Below are 18,567 nucleotides of genomic sequence, written 5' to 3' on the forward strand. Positions count from 1 at the left end.
ATGGACAAGACCTATCAGCTTGTTTTAGATCAGAGTACATCCGGTACCAAGCTCTTACTGTTTCAAGAAGGGAAAATCCTGCAGCGTTACGATAAAAAACATCGCCAAATTTATCCAAAAGTCGGGTGGGTCGAACATGATCCCCTTGAGATTTGGCAAAATGTCCAAGAATTGCTGGCACAAGTGTTGCAAGAACAAGCGATCACTGCAGATCAAATCGTTTCCTTGTCATTGACCAATCAGCGGGAAACGATCGTTGCATGGGACCGATTGACTGGCAATCCCCTGTACAATGCGATCGTGTGGCAATGCAACCGCAGCGCCGCGATTTGTGAAGAATTGACGGCACAAGGCTGGGAAAGGACGATCAATCAAAAGACCGGTTTACGCTTAGACCCGTATTTTTCCGGCACCAAAGTGAAATGGTTGGCCCAAGAATTATCAGCCATCAAAGAAAAGTCGGGGACTGGCGAATTGGCGATCGGTACGATGGACAGCTGGCTGTTGTGGAATTTAACGCAAGGGACAGTATTTGCGACAGAAGCCAGCAACGCTTGCCGAACATTGTTTTATAATATTGAAGAGGGCCGTTGGGATGCAGAGCTCGTCAAACTTTTTGGCATCCATTTAGCAGACTTGCCAGCGATCCAACCTGCTGATACGGTTTTCGGTAGCTATCACGGAATCCCTATCAAAGGGATCTTAGCCGATTCACAAGCGGCATTATTCGGTGAAGGTTGTCAAAGCCTTGGGGATGTAAAAATCACGATGGGCACCGGTTGTTCGATCATGATGCAAGTGCAGCAGGAGCAGACGTTGCGGGATCGCCGCATTTTGACGACGGTCGGCTGGCAAACTAGCCAGGAAACAGCGTTTGCGCTAGAAGGCATCATCCGTTCCTGTGGTGACGCCATCAACTGGTTCAGTGAGCAAGTGGCTCCGCTGCCAGATGTAGCTGAGATCTGTCAAGAAGTGCTGACCAGTGACAGTCAAGAAGACATCTATTTTATCCCAGCATTGCAAGGAATGGGTGCCCCTTTTTGGGATAATACGATGACTGCCAGCTTTGTCGGCATGAAACGCACAACGACGACTCATGAGCTGTTGAAAGCCGTTTTAGAAAGCATCATTTTTCAAATCAAAGCAGTGATCGATGTGATGGAAGAAGTCGCTGAACGACTGATCAATCAGGTAATGATCGATGGCGGTGTTTCGAAAAACCGCGCCTTGATGAGCTTATTGGCGACTTTGATCAATAAACCCGTCATCGTCAGCGAAGTCGAAGAATTTTCAGCCATCGGCACAATGCTTGTTGCCAAACCAACCATGAATGAACCAGCTATTCAGCAAACCACGATCGTTCCGCAAGCCGAACAGGCCGTGATCCGTTTGAAATATGAAAAATGGAAACGGTTCATTGAGAAGTCAGCTGCTTTTAGTGAAGGATAGAAGAAGATCATAGGAACAGGATGCCTCGTTTTGCTTTTTCGAAATGTACAGGATGGCTGAATTTTTAATAAAGCAAGACGCTATTTTTGTAAGAAAAGGAGATGATAACAATGAATAATAAAGCCAGAACAATTATAACGACCGATGGTGAAGTCGATGATATGAATTCATTTTTACGCTATTTACTTTATAGCGACTGTTTTGATACCGAGGGGATTGTCTTGACAAGTTCAGTTTATCATTATGCTGGGGATCCAGATAAAGGCATTGAACCGTATCGTTGGACAGGATCTGAGTGGATCAATGACTTTATCGATCTTTATGCTCAGGTATATCCGAACTTGAAAATACACGCTGAAGACTATCCTTCTCCCGAATACTTGAAAAGTATTTACTATATTGGCAACATTGATTCTCCGGGAGAAATGACCAAAGAAACCGAGGGTTCCAAATTCCTTGAGGACTACTTGATCAATGATACAGATCCACGAAAACTATACATTCAAACATGGGGAGGAACGAACACAACGGCACGGGCATTGAAATCGATTGAGGAAAAGTATGCTCATCAGCCAAATTGGTCGGCAATCAAAGAACGAATTGAAAAAAAGGTGATTATTTATATCATTCTTGACCAAGATGTTACTTATAGCGAATATATTGAGAAAAATTGGTCGATTGAAGTGATCAACGATCGTTTCAATTTCTGGTATTTTGCCTATGCCTGGAAAATGGTTGAGTCTCAGCTAGCTACACGATTACAGCCCAAATGGCAGTTAAATTTAAGAGACAATCACGGTCCCTTATTAAAAAAATATGCATTGATTGGTGATGGCAATGTTTTAGAAGGCGAACTTGAAGAAGAACAGCGGGGGATTGATCAATATTTAGAGAAAAATCCTGACTATGCGCGCTTTGATTTTATCTCAGAAGGAGATTCCCCTTCTTACTTCTATTTCTTAAACAATGGGCTACGAAATAGTGATGATCCTAGCTATGGTGGTTGGGGTGGGCGTTTTGAAAAGGTTGACGCTGCCCGGAAGTATATCAATAGTGCTATGGACTATAATCCTTATAACCAACGTTATGAAGCGCAATATACTCTAACGAGATGGTTCGATGACATTCAAGATGACTTTAAAGGACGGGCAGCTTGGTGTATTGCCAAAACCTATGATGAGGCGGCTCACTATCCGATCGTCTCTATCGAAAAGGGGAATGATCAAGAAGTTTCTCCTGGAGAAATCCTGACAATCCATGCGAAAGCGACTGATCCAAATCAGCGAGATTTGGCGTTTAAATGGTGGCATTATTTTGAGGCATCAACTTATCAAACGACACCTGTTCCAACTGGCAATGAGTTTGAATCGATGGGCTTATTATTTGGTAAGGTATCGGAAAAGCTTGCTAAACAACCCGTCGATCCAGTTAAGCTTGTTCGAGAAAACACAGAAACCGTCGAAGTGAAAATTCCAGAAGATATCCAATCTGGTCAAACGATTCATTTGATTTTAGAGGTAACGAATGGCACTTTGACAACGTATCAGCGAGTTATTTTAATCGCCAAATAAAAAATGGAGTGATAATTATGCAAACAAATAGAAAATCTGAACACTTCATGTTCAAAGTGGCCCTTCTTTCCTTATCTTTGATGCTGACAACGAGTGGCGCGATTGCAGCAACTGTGAGCTTAATGCAAGAATCGTTTGTTGATCAAAGTGCAACGGCGGTTGAGGCATTAGTTACCGCCTCCAACTTCACAGTAATGATTTTTGTGTTGCTTAGTTCCTTTTTTGTTCGGGCAATCGGTACACGAAAAACAGTGTTATTGGGTTTGATTTTATCTTTTCTCGCTGGGATTTTTCCCGTGTTTTCCAGTAGTTATTCCCTGATTTATTTTTCACGATTAGTTCTAGGTGCGGGTTTTGGTTTGTTCAATTCCTTAGCCGTTAGCTTGATTGGTGAATATTATGAAGGCGAAGAAAAAGCACGACTGATCGGTTTACAAAGTGCCGTTCAGAGTGCTGGGCAAACAGCAGTTACCTTTTTGATCGGTATCCTGATGTTTAGCGGTTGGCAAATTGCCTTTGCTGCCAATTTTGTCGGAATCATTCCTTTAGTGCTTTATTTTATCTGGGGACCTCGAGATGATGAACCAAAACTTACTGATATCGTCGCGTCAGAGGAGGAAATTGGAACTAAAACAAAGCAGTCGATCAATTTACCAGTCATTTTACAAGCGATCGCTTTACTGATCAGTTTTGCATTTTTGATGGTCTTTTTCCTAAAATCAAGTATCTTCGTCGCAGAAGAAAACTTCGCCAATCCCTCGTTCATTGGTATCGTCATGTCGATCTACACGTTTGTTTCGATCATTGCCAATCTGTTTTACAGTAAACTCGTCAAACATACAAAACATTTTTCTTTACCAATTAGCTATCTATTTCTGGGATTGGGGTTTATTTTTCTTAGTCAGACCACTAACTTTGTTACATTTACCGTGATCGTTATTTTCTTAGGATTTGGTGGATCATTGCTGTTGCCTTATTCATGGGGATTGATCATGAGTAAAGCACCAAAAGGATCAATTAATTTGGCGATCTCGATTGCAATGGTCGGCACAAACCTGGGTTCTTTTCTAGCCCCATACTTCGGTTCGTTACCGGCGATCATGTTTGGCAATCAGCGTGCTGCTTTTGCTTTTATCTTTGCTGGAACTGTCATGTTGATTTTTGCTGTGATCTATTTGCTGATTGGCAAACGGTTAACATTGGATTAATAAGGGTAATCAAAAATAGAGATTAGAGGAATGAGATGAAGTATCTAAGTATAGATGTGGGGGGCACATTTGTTAAATATGGTGTTGTAGATGTTTCCGGACGTTTAACGGCTTGTGAAAAACAAAAAACGCCTCAAAACTTGGCGGATTTTCTCGAAGTAGTCCGAGCGATTGTTCAGCGATTCAAAACTGAAATTGCAGGTGTAGGTCTTAGTCTACCAGGAAAAGTAGATACCGAAGGGGGAATCGTTTATTTTGGGGGCTCTTTGGGCTATCTCCATGAGGTTCCGGTGAAAGCACTGATCGAAGAAGCTTGTGGCATTCAGTGTGAGTTAATAAATGATGGCAAAGCCGCCGCCCTTGCTGAACAGTGGTTAGGGAATTTACAAGGTGTAAAAAACGGCGCAGCGATCATTTTAGGGACTGGGGTTGGCGGTGGTTTGATTCTAAATCATACACTATTCGAAGGTAGCCATTTTCAAGCCGGTGAATTAAGCTTCATGACTCAGGCTCCTTCATTGAAGAATGTCTCAGATGTGACTGGTTTTACGCATTCGGCGGTTGAATTTGTGAAGCAAGGTGCCGCACTGTTAGGGCTTGAAGATGAACATGATGGACTCGCTGTTTTTGAGGCAATCCAACAGGAAGCTAGTCTTGAATTAACGCAGCTTTTTGAAAACTATTGTGAACGTATCGCGACGCTGATCATCAATCTGCAAGCAGTCATCGATATGGAAATCGTTGTGATTGGGGGAGGGATCAGTCGACAAAGTATTTTGATTGATCAAGTTCAATTGAAGTATCAGGAGTTGCGTGACCGAGTGGCCTTGATCGATTTGATGTTAGCTCCATTAAAGATCCAAGGATGTAAATTTCAAAGTGAAGCGAATCTTCTAGGTGCGATCACGCTATTTCTAAAACAGGAAGAGTGAGCAGCTGAAGTAGTTTCACTTAGAAAAAGAGTATGACAGAGCAGTCGGTATTGCGTGTTTAGAAGAACGATCGATTGCTTTGTCCAGGTATTCAACTAATGCACTTTGAAAAATGCAAAAAATGAAAACGATTTAAATTGATTGGGAATTTAAGATGCTTAAGGAGGAACTATATGGAGACCAAACGAATTCAACTGAATCAAACGGCTTACGTGGATACCTATTTATTGCACCAATCCAAAGAGTACAATGTCGGCAAGAAACGACCGCTAGTGATCGTCTGTCCAGGCGGCGGCTACGCCTTTACCAGTGATCGAGAGGCGGAAGTCATTGCCTTGAAATTCAATAGTATCGGGCTAAATAGCGTTGTTTTATGGTACACCACCGGTGATCAGGTGAAAAACGTTCCCCACAATGCCTTGATGGAAGCTGCCCAAACCGTCAAAATCATTCGTGCGCATGCTCAAGAATGGTTGGTGGATGAGGAGCAAATCATCGTTTGCGGTTTTTCAGCAGGCGGACATCTAGCGTTGCAGCTAGCGACGCGCTGGCACGATGCTGAGCTGGCAGAAGTGTTGGGCGTCAGCAGTGACTTACTGAAAGTGAATTTGGCGATCGCTGGCTACCCATTGGTTTATCAAGAGCATGCTTTCCCAATCGATGAGCTAGGCTTTGCCGCTCGTCTAATCGAAACACCTTTAACTGCCAACGAGCGCTTTTTTGGGAGTAAACAACCGACGGAAGAAGCCATTCAATCCATGAGCATTTTGCATCATGTCGATCAGTGGACACCTCCGATGTTTCTCTGGCATACGACGGAAGACGTCTTAGTCGATGTGGCGCACTCGTTGAAGTTGGCGGTCAAATTAAGAGAAGCAGAAATTCCATTCGAACTGCATATTTTTGAAAAAGGCGAACACGGACTGGCATTAGCGGATCGAACAACGGCACGCAAGTCAAGTCACCTCAATGCCCATGTCGCCAAATGGTTTGAGCTGTGCGAAGGCTGGCTCAGTAGTTATATTGATTAATAACCGCCAGTGCACAACTTGTGCCGATGAAAGGAGAGCTCCACCGTGAAAATCACCGTAAACCAAAACAAACGCACCTTATTGCGAGACGGACAGCATTTCTTTTATTTAGCCGATACTTGCTGGAGTGCTTTTACTAGTATTCAAGAAAATGACTGGATCACCTACTTAGACAAACGCAAAGAGCAGGGATTCAACACCCTTCAAATCAATGTGTTACCGCAATGGGATCGCAGCCGTGGTCAATTTGACTGCTTGCCGTTTCCCCTTGATGCGGGTGTCTTTGATTTTACGGTTTGGGAGGATGCCTATTTCGAACGGGCTCAGCGTCTTTGTAAAATTGCCGATGAGAAAGGCTTTACTTTAGCATTGGTTGTCTTGTGGTCAAACTATGTCGCTGGCACTTGGGCTAGCCAGTTGGACAAAGAACGCAACGTGTTGCCGGAGGATTGCCGCCAGGCCTACTATCAAAAAGTGATTAAGACGTTTGATGCCTTCCATCCGATCTACTTTATTGGTGGCGATACGGACTTCCCAACACAGCCAACCATCGATACGTATCTAGAAGCCTTTGTTTTCTTTGAAAAGCATTCGCCCAATACCTTGAAAACGATTCATATCAAGGGACGTTTTGAAGAAATCCCTGAACCTATCGTCGAACATTTGGACTTATTTTTATACCAATCAGGTCATAACAGCGCCTTTTTGAATATGCCTTATTATTTGGCAGAGCGTTTTTATCAACGAGAACCGCAACTGCCGATCATCAACTCAGAACCTTGCTATGAACAAATGGGCTATGCCCGTCACGTATACGGTCGATTTGGTCAAAAAGATGTCCGCAAAGCAGCATGGCAATCATTGTTAGCCGGCGGCTCGGCTGGGATCACGTACGGTGCCCACGGCATCTGGAGTTGGCAAACCCCGACGGCAACCTTTGCGGAAGAAATCGGGGAAGCGTTTGATCGTCCGATGATTTGGCCAGAAGCTTTGTCTTTTCCTGGGGCAGATGATTATGGCTTTATCAAGCAATTATTTGAATTATTAAATATTCAGGAGCTTGTGCCTTGCCAAGAGCGCTTGATCGATGCAGATGAACAGATTCGTATGGCAGCTATCGCAGGAAGGAAGGATGCCTTGCTTTACTTGCCAAGCAATACAACAGTTCGCCTGCAAGGAGATCTTTCTACAGCGACCGTCACATTGATCGATTTGAACACCAATCGTTTCTTGAAACCAAAACTGACAGTTACTGATGGTATCACTGTTTTCCATCCCCACAATTGTCACGAAGATGTATTGTTCGTCATCCAAATAAAGGAGTGAAAAGAAAATGGATAAATATATGGATAAGGTATTAGTATTTGCAGATAAAATCTCCAACAATCGGTATTTAAAGGCAATTTCAAACGGGTTGATGGCGACGCTGCCGATCAACATTATTGGCTCGATCGCCTTGTTGTTAGCAGTTTTGCCGATTCAAGGGTGGACAGATTTTATCAACTCGATCAATATTGGCGGTTATTTTTCCGTCGGTTACAGTATGACCGTTGGGGTTATCTCAGTGTACGCTTCCTTTCTTGTCGGTCACCGTTTAGCGACAGAATTTAAGCAGTCGGCAGTCCCTGCCGGCATCGTTTCGTTGTTTGCCTTTTTGATGATGACGCCAATGGTCACCTTGGAGGAAACAACGACCCTCGACATGAGCAAACTCGGCGCTCAAGGCTTGTTTACCGCTATGATCTGCGGCTTAGTTTTTGCTCGTTTGTACTGCTTTATTTTAGAAAAAAAAATCGCCATCAAAATGCCAGCAGGCGTGCCGCAATTTGTGACGGATACCTTCGCCGGTTTGATTCCAGCAATTATTTCTGGGTTTACCGCGATCGTCATTAGCTGGGCATTCAGTTTTACTTCTTATGGCTCATTTTCAGATTTCATCTATCAAATCTTGGCAATGCCGCTGCAAAGCTTGTCTTCTAGTGTCGGTTCGTTGTTATTTATTGTACTGATCCAAATGGTGCTATGGTTCTTCGGTATCCATGGTTCGTTGGTGGTGGGTAGCTTTGTCACCGCTTTGTACTTACCAATGGATGTAGAAAATATGGATGCTTTAGCTAGCGGTGTTGCTCGTTCCGAGCTGCCAAATATTTTGAGCAAGTCGTTTTATGATTTGTTTGCTGGTATTGGTGGGGCTGGGGGAACATTGTCATTGATTATCGTTATTTTGCTGTTGGCGAAATCAAAACAATCACGGACAGTCGCTAACCTAAGTGCCGTTCCTGGATTGTTCACCATTAATGAGCCGGTGATTTTTGGCTTACCGCTGATTTTGAATCCAATCATGGCGATTCCGTTCATATTAACACCATTGGTTCAAGTGCTTGTGGCGTACCTAGCGATCTGGAGTGGGATCGTTCCACGACTTAGTGGCGTACAAGTTCCCTTTGGCACACCGATTTTTCTAAATGGGTTTCTAGCTGGAGGCTGGCAGGTCGCAGTTCTACAAGTCGTTTGCGTTTTGGCAGGCTGCTTGCTGTACATTCCTTTTGTTAAAGTCTTAGATAAAGGAAAATTAAAAACCGAAGCAGAAGCAGCGCAAGCGGAGGGTCACCCACAAACTGAAAGTATCGATGCAACGGGGGAAACGGTTTAAAAGAAACCGATTTTATGATGACAAGCCAACGAGTTAGTGCTATAGTTAAAGAAAGAAAACCCACGTGGATTGTTACTGACTCGATCAGGCAAGACCTAAATAAGAAAGCGCTATTCTCGTTTTAGCAGCGGCTCTTATTTAGGTTTTTTGTTTTTTATCGGAGATTTTTCAGTAACCAGCTAGGTAGGTTTATCAAAAGAAAACAAAAGGAGAACGAGCAAATGGCAAAATTTCCAGAAAATTTCTTATGGGGCGGCGCGACCGCAGCGAATCAATTAGAAGGGGCGTTCGATCGCGATGGCAAAGGATTGTCAGTGGCGGATGCAATGCCTGGCGGCAAACAGCGTTTAGCGATTTTAGGTAGTGATACGTTTGATTGGACGATCGATGAGGACAAATACACTTATCCAAATCATCGCGGGATCGACCATTATGACCGTTTCAAAGAAGACATTGCGTTGTTTGCAGAGATGGGCTTCAAGAGCTATCGTTTTTCTATCGCTTGGACACGTATCTTTCCAAAAGGCGATGAAACGACACCAAACGAAGCTGGGCTAGCATTTTACGATGCGCTGATCGATGAATGTTTGAAATACGGGATCGAGCCAGTGGTTACGATCTCCCACTATGAAATGCCTTTGCATTTAGCCAAAGAATACGGTGGCTGGAAAAATCGAGCATTGATCGATTTCTATGAGCGTTTTGCAAAAGTCGTCTTGGAACGGTTCCACAGCAAAGTCAAATACTGGATGACCTTCAATGAGATCAACTCTGCTTTCCATTTCTCTGCATTGAGTCAAGGAATGGTCAACAGCACGGGTGCCAGCGACTTTACAAACGTGATCCAAGCGTGGCACAACCAATTTGTTGCCAGCAGTAAAGCAGTCAAAATCGGCCATGAATTAAACCCAGAGTTACAGATCGGTTGTATGATCATTTATGCAACGACTTACAGCATTGATGCGAACCCAGTCAACCAAGTGGCGACGATGATCCATAATCAAGCCTTCAACTACTACTGTGCCGACGTGCAGGTACGTGGAAAATACCCATCCTTTACGGATCGTTTGTACAAAGAACACGGCGTCAATAAAGAGGATCTTGAGATTACCGAAGAAGACTTAGCCTTGATTGCTGAACATACTGTTGACTATGTTGGCTTCAGCTACTACATGTCTTCTGCCGTGGATATCACCACAGAAGAAGCCGATGAAGTGCAAGGAAACTTGTTAGGCGGCGTCCGCAATCCATTCTTAGAAGCAAGTGAATGGGGCTGGCAAATCGACCCAGAAGGGCTGCGCATCGCGTTGAATGAACTGTATGATCGTTACCAAAAACCGTTGTTTATCGTGGAAAACGGCTTAGGAGCCATTGATACCTTTAACGAAGAAGGTAAGATCGAAGATGATTATCGTATCGATTACTTGCGCCGCCACATTGAAGCAATGGGGGAAGCGATTGCTGATGGCGTAGATTTGATCGGTTACACGCCATGGGGCTGTATCGATCTTGTCAGTGCTTCAACAGGCGAAATGAGCAAACGCTATGGCTTTATTTATGTTGACTTTGATGACGAAGGCAACGGCACGATGGATCGTTCCAAGAAAAAATCCTTCGATTGGTACAAACAAGTTATTGCAACAAACGGAGAAGAGTTGGCCTAAGTGTTTCGTTAGACTCACGGATGACGCAGGATCCGTTATAAAAGAAAACCGATCAACGGTGCTCCTATACTGGCGCATCGTTGATCGGTTTTTTGTGATATTTGGGTTTAACGGGTATGTTCATAGCTGTCTCGTAACAAAGATTGGAGTTGTTTTTCTGATACAGAGCCATCTAGTAATGCGGTGAGCCAATGGTTTTTATTCATGTGATAAGCGGGTAAATAGCCGCGACTTTGATTGATGATCGAAACCATTTCGGGCGCTGCTTTGATATCTAAAATTTCGATCATTTCCGTTCCTTCCAAGCCTAATTTTTGCTTTTCTACAGTCATCAGCAAGCCAAACCATTTGCCGCTTTTACGGTGCCGCAAGACTTGGTACTCGGGAAACTTTGCAAATGGATGGTCGATCTGAACATCATTGAAGGTCTGAGCGAATGCGATCAGCCGGTTTTTAAGATCCATGGGTATCCCTGCCTTTTTATTCATTCAACTCCAGTATACTGTATTTTTGCCAATATTTCGCTGGAAAAGGAGATTGGGCTCTTTGGTTTAATGAGCCGTATCACCTGCTGCATCGATAGTAATAAATAAGGCGAAGTAGCAGGCGGTTTATTTTCTCAATTTGACACTCAGCTTTCGGCATTACTTGTCATTACATTCGATTACGATATAATGTTCTTACAGAGTAATTACAAAAACAGAGAGAGGAGTGTAACGATGATTACGAAAACAAGAAAACAAGGGAATTCCATTATGTTGACGGTGCCCAAAGACTTTGGTATTCCCAATGGTGTGGAAGTAGAAGCAAAGCTAGTAGAAAATGGAATCTTGTATGAATTTATTGAACCGGTAAAGCCATTCGATGATTTCAGTGAAGATATCTTGACTGATATTATTAATGAGGGATACGAACACGAAGATATTTTATCCGAATTTAAAGCGCGTAAGAGTAAGCTGATTTCTTCATTTAAGACAATTGCAAAGGAGACTGCTACCGACGGGAAAGCAATGACCAAAGAGGAGTTGGCAACTGAAACTGGCTTATGAGGTGATTCCATCTAGACAAGTAGTGAATTATTTAAAAAAGTTGAAGGAGAAACCGCTGAAACAAAAGTTTCTTCATGTCATTTATGATGAAATAGCTGTCGAACCGTATAGCGGCGATCAAAAAACTGGCGCTTTAGCTGAAATCTGGTCAAAGGGTTTTAAGTATGCAGGGACAACCTATCGTATTGCTTATGATGTGATCGATGACTAAGTGATTCCAGACTTGTTATGTGGCACCCATGAGAATTTTTATGGACAGTTAAAGCAGTTAATGAAATAACTGGGGACCTGAATCGAAGAGTTGCGCGTAGGCGGACTCTTTTTTTGCTTTCTATTAAAAGTACGATAAGTGAAAGGTTCTAAGAAATGGATGCCTATGCTAAGATAGAAGAAACCAGCAGCGTAAATAAGCAAGTGAGGTGGTCGCTATGAAAACGACAAGTCAAGTATACATTCGTTTAAATGAACATCTATTTAAATGCAAAAAATACGATTTGAATTTTTTGATAACAAAACTTTTAATTGAGCGAATCGATGAATTTCCTGCGATCTATATTGAAGAAATCGCCTATGCTGCACAGACGACCCCTGCCAGTATCACTAAATTTTGTAAGAAACTTGGTTATGCTAGTTTTAAAGAAATGCGTAATGACCTCACGATTTATTTTGAACAAGAGTACCATTTAGCGAATACGATGTTTGAAGGGATGCTAGCGAATCTCGATACAAAGAGTGAAGTATCTGAAATGGTTGACCAATTTTTAGCCCGAGAGTACATGGTCCAAAAACAGATTTTTGACCAATTTGATCAACACCAATGCACACGGATTGCAGAAGAAATGAAACGAAAAAAACGAGTGGCGATCTTGGGTAACAGCTATTCTTTTTCGGTTGTTAATCTCCTGCGGGAACTGCTTAGTCAAATGGGCTATATCGTTTTTGAAGTGAACCGTAATGCGGAAGACCAGCTGATTGATCAAGTATTGCGGGAAACAGATATCTGTTTTGTGATCAATCTAACAGGTAGCTGGATCGACAAAAAGGCCTACTTGCTTGAAAAAACTGCCTGTCAGAAAGTTTTATTGACGTTCAGCGAGCAAGCCGCTCAAAGCAGTCTCTTTGAAGAGCGTGTCTTGTTTAAAGAGGTCGTTCCATTGATGTCGTCGAATTATTACTCGCAAAAAGTGCTTCATCTATGGATGATTTTTATGATTATGAATATGAGAAAAGAGTAAACGTAAAAAGCTATTTTCCATTTTTGGAAAATAGCTTTTATTGTTTCCTAATGAGAAAGCGCTTATATTCAAGTTAAGATATATCTTAAAAAATTTAGGAGGATTTACTGATGGATAAATTAATGCAATTTATTGAAACCAAAGTGATGCCGCCGATGATGAAACTTTCTAATCAACGTCACTTGAGTGCTGTTCGCGATGGGTTGATCGCAACGATTCCAATCACAGTGATCGGATCGATCTTTTTATTGATTCCGTATATTCCATGGCCTCAATCGTATGTATCATTTATGGGCAATCATCCCGACTTAGTGGCAAAACTGATCATTCCCTTCAATATGAGCATGGGACTGCTTTCGATCTATGCAGCTTTTGGCATTGGCGCACGATTAGCGCAAAGCTACCAACTGGATAGTTTGGCAGGGGGCGTTTCTGCAATTTTTACCTTTTTTACTACATTGACCTTCACTTCTTTAGATGAAGGAACGTTTATCTCTACGCAATATCTTGGAGGAGAAGGCATGTTTGCTAGTATTTTGACAGCTATATTAGCAGTCGAGTGCATGCGCCTTTGTAAAAAATACAATATTGGGTTTAAACTGCCAGAGCAAGTCCCTACGAATGTCAGCAGCAGTTTTGAAGTGATTATTCCCGTGTTTTTTTCAATGACGATCGTTTGGATCATTGTTCACTTGATCGGCTTTGACATCAATGCCCTGATTGCAAGTTTGATCACACCCTTATTAAGTGTTTCTTCCAACTCGTTAGCAGCACCCTTGGTCTATGTAGGATTGACTTGTATCATGTGGCTATTTGGGATTCATCCGCAAATATTAGCGACGGTGATGTTGCCGATCTGGCTAGTCAATTCTGAAGCAAATATGGCAGCAGCACAAGCCGGACAAGCGATTCCTAATCTGGGGGTACAGCCGTTTATCTTTACTTTCTTATGGATCGGCGGTGGCGGAGGAACCTTAGCACTTTGCGCAATGATGTGTTTCTCCAAATCAAAATTTTTAAAACAACTTGGTCGTCTCAGCTTTATTCCTGGGGTCTTCAACATCAATGAGCCACTGTTGTTTGGGTTGCCGATCGTTTTGAATCCAGCACTGGCGATTCCCTTTGTCGTGGCACCAATCGTGACCACTTTCGTGACCTATTTCGCGTTTGTGTCCAATCTTGTTCCCGGAATGGCGTATCCATTAGCGGCTGTGTGGACGGTTCCGAGTATTTTTTCAGCAGTAATCGCAACAGCCAGCATTCGCGGTGCTGTCTTAGTAGTGGTGAATTTCTTGATTTATTTGGGTATTTATTATCCTTTCTTCAAGGCCTACGAGCGCAAATTAGTGCATGAAGAAGGTCAAACCGAAGCATAAGTCTATGAGATGAGCAATCAAATTTTGAGAAGAGGAGCAATGACATGAAGAAAAATAAGAAGCAATTTCCTGCCGATTTTTATTGGGGAGGTGCAGTTGCCGCAAATCAATTAGAAGGGGCCTATCTTGAAGGGGGAAAAGGCTGGAGCGTGGCAGACATCAATCGCTTTCGTAATGATATCGATATAAAAAAGAAAAGCAACAAAGAAATAACGACGGCAGACGTTGAATTTGCTTTAAATGATCAAGAAGGGCGTTACCCGAAACGGGATGGGATCGATTTTTACCATACATTTCGTGAGGATCTGGCACTCTTGGCAGAAACAGGCATGAATTCGTTTCGAACATCTATTAGCTGGGCGAGAATTTTTCCAAAGGGAGACGAACAAACGCCCAACGAAGAAGGGTTGCGCTTTTATGACGAATTGATCGATTGTATCCTTGAAAACGGTATGGAACCCTTGATCACCTTGTCTCATTATGAAATGCCGATCCATTTAGCGATGGCTTATGATGGCTGGTCAAATCGTAAACTGATTGATTTCTTTGTTCATTTTGCGCAAGTCGTATTCAAGCGATACCAAGGAAAAGTCAAATATTGGATCTTAGTCAATCAAATGAACTTAATTACCCATGAATCATTTAACCACCTTGGTATTCCCGCTGACCGAGTCGACAATCTGAAGCAAGCTAAGTACCAAGGGGTTCACAATGAATTGGTAGCATGTGCGAGAGCGATCAAAGTAGGGAAAGAAATTGATCCTTCTTTTCAAATTGGGATGATGTCTTATTATGGCAATGTTTATCCAGCTACTTGTAAACCGTTGGATGTTCTGAGTGCTCTCAAAAATAATCAAATGGAATATTATTATTCAGATGTACTTGCGCGGGGAACTTATCCGAATTATGCCTATCGCTTTTTTGAAGAAAACGGCATCGAGATTCAATTTGGGGAAAACGATGAAGCGGACTTCAAGCATACGGTCGATTTTGTTTCTTTCTCCTATTACTACACGCGAATCATTCATAGTGAAAACTACGGGAAAGAAGACGCAGCTTCGCCTAACCCTTATTTAGAAGCCAATGACTGGGGCTGGGCGATTGATCCAATTGGGTTACGGATTGCTTTGAATGAGTATTATGATCGGTACCAATTGCCGATCATGATCACAGAAAATGGTATGGGTTTTTATGAGACATTGAATGAAGAAGGAACGATCGATGATACGTATCGCATTGATTTTCTGAAACAGCACATTGAACAAATGAAAGAAGCAATCTATGATGGCGTAGAACTGATCGGCTACTATCCTTGGGGACCGATCGATCTTGTTAGCTGCTCCTCATCAGAAATGAGCAAGCGGTATGGGTTCATTTACGTGGATCTAGATGATTGGGGCAATGGTTCAGGAAAACGGTACAAAAAAGCCAGCTTTGACTGGTATAAGAAAGTGACGGCTTCTAACGGAGAAATCCTCGATTAAAAAAAAAGCGGCAACGACGAAGCAGAAGCTTGATCGTTGCCGCTTTTTTTATAAGAGAGTCAGAAAAGGGAGCCGGCGTCATTAGCGTATCCGTTTCTGATAAAGCATTCGTGCCAAGAACCAGCTCACGACTACGATACCGCCGCACCAGCTAAAGGCACTGATCAAGGTGGTATCTTTCAAGTTTAACAAAAGCCCTCGCAAAGAATGGATGATCGGCGACATTGGTTGGTATTCAGCAAAAATGGCTAACGGGCGCGGCATGGTTTCCGTAGGGACGAAACCAGAGCTTAAGTAGGGCAACAGGGTGATCAAGACAGTAAACAAGGTAGCTGTCTCGGGGCTTTTGGCGATGAGACCAACCAGAACTGAGACCCAAGTAAAAGCGAAGGTGAAGCAAAAGATCAATAGGAAGGCGAGCCCCCAGCCAGCAACTGTGGCTTGAGGGCGAAAACCGATGACCATGGCAACGATCAATACGACCAAGGTACTGATCAAGCTCCGAAGGGTCGCGGCGAAGACATGGCCGTTTAAAAAGGCTGAGTTAGAAATATTCAAGGTCATCAGCCGTTCCACCATGCCGGATTTCAAATCTTCCGTCACCGTTACCCCAACGGAGGAAGCACTTTGGGCGATACATTGGACGAGGACACCGGGAACGACAAAATCGACATAAGAAGTATCGCCGACGTTCATAGCTCCACCAAAAACATAGACGAAGAGGATCATTAAAATCGCTGGGGTCAAAATTCCACTTAGCAGAGTCTCCATACTGCGAATCGATAGCAAGAGATTGCGCTTGAATAAGGTGTTGGTTTCTATAATTGCTTTCATTGGTTTCCTCCTTGGACAAGTGTTAGAAAAATATCCTCTAAAGAAGCATTCTTTTGATTAAAACTGGTGATGGTGATCGGTAGTTGATTGAGTTCCTGCAACAGCGTGAAGGAATGCTGGAAGTCTTGACTGACGGGAAATGCCAGAGAGAGACTGGACTCATTGACTTGCAGCGGAAAATCAGACAGATGCTGACGCACGGTTTGCAAGTGTTCTTTTGTCAATACGCTGATTTCCATCGTTTGCGAAGGGTGCAGTGCTTTGACTTCCGTTGGTGTTCCTTGCAAGATGATTTTCCCTTCATGCAAAATGGCGACTTGGTCTGCTAAAAATTCAGCTTCTTCTAGGTATTGGGTCGTCAGGAAAATCGTTCGTCCTTGAGCGGCGATCTCTTTGATCATGTGCCATGTGGCTAAGCGGTTTTGCGGGTCTAACCCGGTCGTCGGTTCATCTAAAAAGAGCAGGTCAGGTTCGCCGATAAAACTCATGGCGATGTCTAAGCGCCGTCGCATGCCACCAGAATAGTTTTTGACTAGTCTGTTGCTGGCATCCACCAAATCAAAACGCTCTAACAACTGTTGGACGATCAATTGTTTGTTTTTGACATGGCGCAAGGCAGCAATCATCAGCAAGTTTTCTCGTCCGGTTAGTTCTTGATCGACGGCGGAAAATTGCCCCGTCAGACTGATTTTCTCGCGAATCGCTGCTGGATCTTTGGTCAAGTCGATCCCATCGATCAGCGCGGTTCCTTGGTCAAAAGGCAGGATGGTAGACAAAATTTTGACTAGAGTGGTTTTTCCAGCGCCGTTTGATCCTAGTAAGACAAATACTTCGCCAGGAGTGACGTCAAAAGTGACCTCTTTCAAAACGGTTTTGTCTTTGAAACTTTTTTGTAAATGTTTCACGTGAAGCAGTTTCTTTTTTACATGGGTATCCATAGCTTTTCCCTCGTTTCTATAAGATAATTCAACTATAAAGGCTCTTCGGGAAAAGCAACTGCTTATTTCAATATATTGAAAAAGAAGGTGAAAAAATGAACAATTATGGTGCGACAGTGAAAGAGCTTCGCAAAAGCAAAGGCTTACTATTGAAGGAATTAGTGGACGAACAATTGTCGATGTCTTTGTTATCGCAATTTGAAAATGGCAAAACGACGATTTCCTGCGAACGATTTCATCGTTTGCTAGATAAACTAGAAGTGAGTTTTGCCGAATTTCAACTGCTGCATACGGGGGAGCATCATTCGGAGGCTCAAAAGCTAATGGTCGACTATGTCCGTTCGATGGGGATCGAATCTATTGATGAAGTACCTAAACTAAAAAAGAAATATCAAAAGCTGACCGCCTACTTTCAACGACATTACTCCTTGGAGCTGGACCACTTCTTACAACTGATCCGTTTTGACTACTTGATGAAAGAGGAGCTTTTTAAAGGGGTGCCCATCCAGGAGGCGTACCCGAAACACAATTATTGTTTGGACTCTGCGAAACATTACTTGCTGAATACCGATACATGGGGTGTTTATGAGCTGCGGCTATTTGCCCGCGTAGCAGTTTCGATGGAGCCAGCTTTGCTTTGGCGCTGTTTGACGATCGCCATCAAAAAGAGTCAGCGCTTTGCAAAAATCCCCGGCAACAAAGATATTCTATACAACACGTTTGAGACGGTGTTTTCCGTCTTTGCTGTTTTTGATGAGGTGGATTATGCGGAAAAGACCTTTCATATATGGCGAGATCATGTTTATGAAAAAGAACACATTGAGCAAGCGATCTTTATGCCGTTTTTTGAAGGCTGGACATGTCTATTAAAACAAAACAAGCCAAAAGCGGCGGACTTAATGCAACAAACGTTAGATCAATTGGAAAGATTAGGGATGAAGACCACGTTTTCCATGTATCAGTCATTAAGCACATTTGTTTTAAAGGAGGATTTCCCGGGAATTTTATTGAGTGATCCTTTGCTTTCTGAGGGAACTCGTTACGGGTGGGAAGAGCCCTAAAAAGCTATATTCCGCTGATGAAAGCGCCTTATGTTTAAGAATCGGAGAGGAAGTGATTAAAAATCAGTAAATGCAAGCAATT

General features: G+C 42.9%; 16 protein-coding genes and 1 pseudogene. 14 read left to right on the top strand and 3 right to left on the bottom strand.

The genetic code is table 11. From position 1 onward, the window contains the following. From IGJ74_RS00320 to IGJ74_RS00355, 8 genes are all read left to right on the top strand, one after another. Complete coding sequence (locus IGJ74_RS00320; RefSeq protein ID WP_218193016.1) at positions 1-1,449, top strand: FGGY family carbohydrate kinase; 1,449 nt, start codon at positions 1-3, stop codon at positions 1,447-1,449. Positions 1,450-1,559: 110 nt separating this feature from the next. Beyond that, positions 1,560-3,020: a DUF1593 domain-containing protein gene (locus tag IGJ74_RS00325; RefSeq protein ID WP_086332839.1), complete on the top strand. Its 1,461-nt coding sequence runs from the start codon at positions 1,560-1,562 to the stop codon at positions 3,018-3,020. A gap of 17 nt (positions 3,021-3,037) precedes the next feature. After that, positions 3,038-4,228: an MFS transporter gene (locus IGJ74_RS00330; RefSeq protein WP_218193015.1), complete on the top strand. Its 1,191-nt coding sequence runs from the start codon at positions 3,038-3,040 to the stop codon at positions 4,226-4,228. Positions 4,229-4,263: 35 nt separating this feature from the next. Next, complete coding sequence (locus IGJ74_RS00335) at positions 4,264-5,160, top strand: ROK family protein (RefSeq protein WP_016619510.1); 897 nt, start codon at positions 4,264-4,266, stop codon at positions 5,158-5,160. 173 nt (positions 5,161-5,333) lie between these two features. Next, positions 5,334-6,191: an alpha/beta hydrolase gene (locus IGJ74_RS00340; RefSeq protein ID WP_218193014.1), complete on the top strand. Its 858-nt coding sequence runs from the start codon at positions 5,334-5,336 to the stop codon at positions 6,189-6,191. 45 nt (positions 6,192-6,236) lie between these two features. Further along, a complete protein-coding gene (locus tag IGJ74_RS00345; RefSeq protein WP_086298929.1) occupies positions 6,237-7,517 on the top strand; it encodes a DUF4038 domain-containing protein in 1,281 nt (426 codons plus the stop codon). 7 nt (positions 7,518-7,524) lie between these two features. Continuing rightward, complete coding sequence (locus IGJ74_RS00350) at positions 7,525-8,844, top strand: PTS transporter subunit EIIC (protein WP_218193013.1); 1,320 nt, start codon at positions 7,525-7,527, stop codon at positions 8,842-8,844. 221 nt (positions 8,845-9,065) lie between these two features. Further along, a complete protein-coding gene (locus IGJ74_RS00355; RefSeq protein WP_005226517.1) occupies positions 9,066-10,508 on the top strand; it encodes a glycoside hydrolase family 1 protein in 1,443 nt (480 codons plus the stop codon). A 107-nt stretch (positions 10,509-10,615) separates the two neighbouring features. Here IGJ74_RS00355 and IGJ74_RS00360 read toward each other — a convergent pair whose 3' ends face one another. Then, positions 10,616-10,972, bottom strand: coding sequence for an MmcQ/YjbR family DNA-binding protein (locus IGJ74_RS00360; protein ID WP_218193012.1), 357 nt, complete (start codon positions 10,970-10,972; stop codon positions 10,616-10,618). Between the two features lie 255 nt (positions 10,973-11,227). Between IGJ74_RS00360 and IGJ74_RS00365 the strand changes: the two genes are divergently transcribed. The 5 genes and pseudogenes from IGJ74_RS00365 (at position 11,228) to IGJ74_RS00385 (ending at position 15,652) form a co-directional block, all read left to right on the top strand. Then, entirely contained in the window at positions 11,228-11,557 is a 330-nt protein-coding gene (locus IGJ74_RS00365) for an AbrB/MazE/SpoVT family DNA-binding domain-containing protein (protein WP_218193011.1), read from the top strand. Further along, positions 11,547-11,837, top strand: a pseudogene (locus IGJ74_RS00370) (type II toxin-antitoxin system RelE/ParE family toxin). Before IGJ74_RS00365 ends, IGJ74_RS00370 begins: the two are co-directional and overlap by 11 nt. Positions 11,838-11,985: 148 nt before the next feature. Next, entirely contained in the window at positions 11,986-12,792 is an 807-nt protein-coding gene (locus IGJ74_RS00375) for a MurR/RpiR family transcriptional regulator (protein ID WP_015508709.1), read from the top strand. A gap of 110 nt (positions 12,793-12,902) precedes the next feature. After that, positions 12,903-14,168, top strand: coding sequence for a PTS transporter subunit EIIC (locus IGJ74_RS00380; protein WP_218193010.1), 1,266 nt, complete (start codon positions 12,903-12,905; stop codon positions 14,166-14,168). A 44-nt stretch (positions 14,169-14,212) separates the two neighbouring features. Continuing rightward, positions 14,213-15,652, top strand: a complete 1,440-nt coding sequence (locus IGJ74_RS00385) for a family 1 glycosylhydrolase (protein WP_218193009.1) — start codon at positions 14,213-14,215, stop codon at positions 15,650-15,652. Between the two features lie 81 nt (positions 15,653-15,733). Here the strand turns inward: IGJ74_RS00385 and IGJ74_RS00390 are convergent, their stop codons facing one another. Further along, positions 15,734-16,486 (bottom strand): ABC transporter permease, encoded by a 753-nt coding sequence (locus IGJ74_RS00390; RefSeq protein WP_016611635.1) that lies wholly within the window; start codon positions 16,484-16,486, stop codon positions 15,734-15,736. Continuing rightward, positions 16,483-17,424: an ATP-binding cassette domain-containing protein gene (locus IGJ74_RS00395; protein WP_218193008.1), complete on the bottom strand. Its 942-nt coding sequence runs from the start codon at positions 17,422-17,424 to the stop codon at positions 16,483-16,485. The genes IGJ74_RS00390 and IGJ74_RS00395 overlap by 4 nt, the downstream gene beginning before the upstream one ends. A 95-nt stretch (positions 17,425-17,519) precedes the next feature. Between IGJ74_RS00395 and IGJ74_RS00400 the strand changes: the two genes are divergently transcribed. After that, positions 17,520-18,485 carry an Rgg/GadR/MutR family transcriptional regulator gene (locus IGJ74_RS00400; RefSeq protein WP_218193007.1) on the top strand — a complete coding sequence of 322 codons (966 nt, stop codon included), beginning with the start codon at positions 17,520-17,522 and terminating at the stop codon, positions 18,483-18,485. The last annotated feature ends 82 nt before the right edge of the window (positions 18,486-18,567 follow it).

Origin of the sequence: Enterococcus sp. AZ009, assembly GCF_050548785.1 — a bacterium.
In the GTDB taxonomy this organism is placed as follows: domain Bacteria; phylum Bacillota; class Bacilli; order Lactobacillales; family Enterococcaceae; genus Enterococcus_D; species Enterococcus_D entomosocium.

Excerpts from the sequence above, each read along its gene's own strand:
- IGJ74_RS00360 (WP_218193012.1), bottom strand. The coding sequence starts at position 10,972 with ATGGATCTTAAAAACCGGCTGATCGCATTCGCTCAGACCTTCAATGAT.
- IGJ74_RS00395 (WP_218193008.1), bottom strand. The coding sequence starts at position 17,424 with ATGGATACCCATGTAAAAAAGAAACTGCTTCACGTGAAACATTTACAA.
- IGJ74_RS00355 (WP_005226517.1), top strand. The coding sequence starts at position 9,066 with ATGGCAAAATTTCCAGAAAATTTCTTATGGGGCGGCGCGACCGCAGCG.
- IGJ74_RS00375 (WP_015508709.1), top strand. The coding sequence starts at position 11,986 with ATGAAAACGACAAGTCAAGTATACATTCGTTTAAATGAACATCTATTT.
- IGJ74_RS00380 (WP_218193010.1), top strand. The coding sequence starts at position 12,903 with ATGGATAAATTAATGCAATTTATTGAAACCAAAGTGATGCCGCCGATG.
- IGJ74_RS00325 (WP_086332839.1), top strand. The coding sequence starts at position 1,560 with ATGAATAATAAAGCCAGAACAATTATAACGACCGATGGTGAAGTCGAT.
- IGJ74_RS00340 (WP_218193014.1), top strand. The coding sequence starts at position 5,334 with ATGGAGACCAAACGAATTCAACTGAATCAAACGGCTTACGTGGATACC.
- IGJ74_RS00365 (WP_218193011.1), top strand. The coding sequence starts at position 11,228 with ATGATTACGAAAACAAGAAAACAAGGGAATTCCATTATGTTGACGGTG.
- IGJ74_RS00330 (WP_218193015.1), top strand. The coding sequence starts at position 3,038 with ATGCAAACAAATAGAAAATCTGAACACTTCATGTTCAAAGTGGCCCTT.
- IGJ74_RS00335 (WP_016619510.1), top strand. The coding sequence starts at position 4,264 with ATGAAGTATCTAAGTATAGATGTGGGGGGCACATTTGTTAAATATGGT.
- IGJ74_RS00400 (WP_218193007.1), top strand. The coding sequence starts at position 17,520 with ATGAACAATTATGGTGCGACAGTGAAAGAGCTTCGCAAAAGCAAAGGC.
- IGJ74_RS00320 (WP_218193016.1), top strand. The coding sequence starts at position 1 with ATGGACAAGACCTATCAGCTTGTTTTAGATCAGAGTACATCCGGTACC.
- IGJ74_RS00350 (WP_218193013.1), top strand. The coding sequence starts at position 7,525 with ATGGATAAATATATGGATAAGGTATTAGTATTTGCAGATAAAATCTCC.
- IGJ74_RS00385 (WP_218193009.1), top strand. The coding sequence starts at position 14,213 with ATGAAGAAAAATAAGAAGCAATTTCCTGCCGATTTTTATTGGGGAGGT.
- IGJ74_RS00390 (WP_016611635.1), bottom strand. The coding sequence starts at position 16,486 with ATGAAAGCAATTATAGAAACCAACACCTTATTCAAGCGCAATCTCTTG.